The organism is Mameliella sp. AT18, assembly GCF_028807275.1.
Classification (GTDB): domain Bacteria; phylum Pseudomonadota; class Alphaproteobacteria; order Rhodobacterales; family Rhodobacteraceae; genus Antarctobacter; species Antarctobacter albus.
The window spans coordinates 1-3,629 of the sequence record NZ_JARAMO010000270.1 but is presented as its reverse complement, the minus strand read 5'-3'; the positions used below and the strand labels follow the sequence as shown (position 1 = coordinate 3,629).

Annotated in this window: 2 protein-coding genes; one reads left to right on the top strand and one right to left on the bottom strand. The window is 67.8% G+C overall.

The window, feature by feature from the left end; translation table 11 throughout:
• Positions 1-2,670: Ig-like domain-containing protein (locus PVW46_RS22415; RefSeq protein WP_274577728.1), on the top strand; the 2,670-nt coding region annotated here is incomplete at its 5' end.
• Positions 2,671-2,733: 63 nt separating this feature from the next.
• On the opposite strand, the gene mtgA is transcribed toward PVW46_RS22415, so the two are convergent.
• A complete protein-coding gene (gene mtgA, locus PVW46_RS22410; protein ID WP_069207935.1) occupies positions 2,734-3,471 on the bottom strand; it encodes a monofunctional biosynthetic peptidoglycan transglycosylase in 738 nt (245 codons plus the stop codon).
• Positions 3,472-3,629: the final 158 nt, after the last annotated feature.

The following is a 3,629-nucleotide window of genomic DNA, read 5'->3' as shown; positions in this document are numbered from 1 at the left end:
ACCGACCCGGCGGGCAACACCGGCCTCGATGCCACGGATACCGCTGTCAAGGACGCCCAGATCCCGACCGCCACCCTGGCCGGACCGCTGGAGGCACAAGCCGATCCCTTCCCGGTGACGCTGACCTTCTCCGAGGACGTGACGGGCTTTGCCCTGACCTCGGTCCAGATCACCAACGGCACGGCGTCTCTGCTGACCGGCAGCGGTGCGGATTACGGCTTTACCGTCACGCCGGACCACGACGGTCCGGTGGAAATCTCGGTCGATGCGGGCGCCGCGGCGGATGCGGCGGGCAACCTCGCCACCGCGGCCGCGCCGATCACCGTGACCGCCGACCTGACCGGCACACCGAACCCAACCCCGCTGCCCGATGCGGATGGCGACGGCATCCCGGACCTGTTCGAAACCGGCGACCGTGACGGCGATGGCATCCCCGATGACCAGGACTTCGACCCGCAGGGCTATTTCTACTGCGAGGATGACGGCCGCATCATCCCGGGCGGCGGGTTCACCGTCACCGGGCCATCGGGGTCCAACAGCACGCTGGGCACCACGAACTTCATCAACATCACCCGGGACGGATCGACGGGCGAACTCCAGTGGTTCGCGCTGCGCCCCGGCACCTATAGCATGTCGCTGGTCTATCCGACCGCCGTCGGTATCCCCAGCACCACGCGCACCTCTTCGGGCACGCTGGACCTGACGTCGCTCTTGCCGTCGAACCCCGGGGTCATCGGCTCGTCCGAGGACGGCGCGACCGGCTTCCTGGCGGACACCTCGCTGGCGGCCAACCCGGCGTTCTACACCAGCTTCGTGATCGAACCGGGGGATCCCTATGTCATCGGCAACAACATCCCGATGACCCAATGCGCCGAAAACGCGGTCACGCTGAGCGCGGCCACCGATGGTGCAGAGGCCAATACCGGCACCCCCACCGACGTGACCTTCACCCTGACGCAGGCGCGTGTCTCGACCCAGGACACGGTGATCAGCTACAGCGTCGGCGGAACCGCCACCTCGGGCGCGGATTTCACCGCGCTGTCGGGCACGGCGACGATCCCGGCGGGTGCCCTCTCGGTCACCATCACAGTTCCGGTGCTGGAAGACGGCGACATCGAAGGCCCGGAAACCGTTGTCCTGACGGTCAACGGCCTGGTCTCGGGCGACCTGACGACCCTGCTGGGCAGCACGCTGACCCAGACCGCGACCATCGCCGACGATGACTTTGCGGATATCGCCGTGACCAATGTCGATCTCACCACCAACGAGGGCGGCGGCGACGATGCCACCATGACCTTCGTCCTGCTGGGGGCGCCGACCGCGCCGGTCACGCTCAGCTTTGCGGGCGACAACCAGTGTACGGTCGCCCCGGCCACGATCACCTTCACCGCGGCCAACTACGCCACGCCGCAGGCGCTGACGATCCGGGCCATCGACGACGAAAAGGTCGAAGGGACGCACAGTTGTCAGCCCACGGCCACCGTGGCCTCGGTGGATACGCGCTATGACGGTGCGCCTCTGCCGCTGGCCGCCGTGACCATCACCGACGACCTTGTCGACCAGATCCGCGAACCGCTGACGGAAATCCTTGAGGATGACCTTTCGGAAACCATCGACACCCAGTCGCGGGCCTTCAGCCGCATGGCAAAAGGCGCTCTGGATCGGCTGCAGGCGGGCCGTGACCTGCCCTGTGGCACGCTTCAGGCCTTTGACGTCGACGGCAGCATCCAGATCCAGGATGCCACCGGCAACGCGCACGGCACCTTCGGCAGCGATCGCTACAACTGTGCCTCCGGCAGCCGAGAGATCCTCGACGGGACCTTCTCGCTGAACAAGACCGAGGACACGGGCGTGCAGGCTCTGCTGCAGTTCGCCTGGCAGAAGGAACGCTTCACCAGCGACACCTCCATCGCGGGCTACTTCCTGGGCGGCTACTACAGCCGGACGGATGTCAGCGGGCTGGGGGACGGCTCGATCGACGGGTTCGGAGTCAACGGCGGTGTCTACGGTGCCCGCGGCTTTGGACAGGGCCTCTTCCTGGACTACTACATGGCCGGGGCCGCCGGGCGGCACAGCTTCGACATCGACTTTGACGCGGCCACCGCGCCGATCAACGCAACCGGCGACTACAGCTACCTGGCAGGCTTCGCGGGCGTCGGCATCTCGGGGCAGCGCGAATTCGACGGCTTCGTGATGAAACCGCGCGTCGGCCTCGACCTGGCCTATGCCCGGGCAGGGGACGCGGATGTGACGGCCCGCCAGATGGGCCTGACCCACACCGGCGCGATCCGGCTGGATGACTTCCAGGGCGCCCGCGCCACGGCGGAAATCCGATTCGAAAGCCTGGGCGCGCCCGGCGGGGCAGAGGCCCTGGCCGACCAGATGCGCACCGCCTTCACGCCGCGCCTGTCCTGTACCCTGTCCTCCTACGAGGACGAGGCGGACTGTGGCCTGGGCCTGGCCCTGGCCTGGGAGCGCCGGGACATCGCCAGCGGCATGACCTGGGGGCTGGAGGTGGACGTCGAGAAGATCGACGAAACCCGCCGGTTCACCTTCAACATCAAGCGCGAGCGCCCGATTGCCAATGGTCTCGGCTCGGTGGTGACGCGGCTCTCGATGCCGGCGCAGCAGACACTGCAACTGGAACACGGGCTGCAGCTGGACTTCTGAGGAAGGACGGTCCGATCAGCGACCCGATCAGGAAACGGCCCGGCGGTCATCGCCGGGCCGTTTTCAGTTCTCGAAACAGGTGGCGCGGCCATCCTGCGCGATCAGCGCGGCACCGTCCATGATCGCCTGTGCACGCCGGTTGAGCGCGGCACTGGGCCGATCCGCCGCGCGCGCCTTGGGGTTCGGCAGGACAGCGGCCAGAAGGGCCGCCTGCCGCGGGCTCAGGTCTCTTGGCGCCACGCCGAAATAGTGTCGCGCCGCGGCGTCCACGCCAAAGACCCCTTCGTCGAACTCGGCCACGTTCAGGTAGACCTCGAGGATACGCCGCTTGGGCCAGAGCGCCTCGACCAGCGGGGTCATCAGAGCCTCCAGCGCCTTGCGGAGATAACTGCGCGCCTGCCAGAGGTAGACGTTCTTGACCACCTGCTGGGATATCGTGCTGCCGCCGCGCCGGGCGCCATCCTCGATCGCGGCACGGATCGCGCCCATGTCGAACCCCCAGTGGGTGCAGAAATTCGCGTCCTCCGCCGCCACGGCAGAGCGCAGCATCACCGGCGCGATTCCCTCCACCTCGACCCAGCTGCGTTCCACCCCGCCCAGACGCCGCGCCTCGGACCAGATGGTATGGGTGACGGGCGGGTTGATGACCCGGAACAGCAGCACCACCAGCACCGCGAACACCGCCGCGCCCAGCAACGCCCGCAAGAGCCAGCGCCGCAGAAAGGCCAGCGGGCGGGGGCGTTGTACCGCCTTGCCCTTCGTCTTGCGCTTGCGCGCCGGTTTCTTCGCCTTGGTCGCCATGCCTGATCTCTACCCCAGCGGCGCGGCGGCGCCAATCTCCGGAAAGCGGGGGCTCTGCCCCCGTCGCGCCAGGGCGCGACTCCCCCGAGGTATTTTCGAAACCAAAGAAGCCCGGGCGCACCTCCTGCCCTTCTTTGGTTTTCCAAGTACCTCGGGGG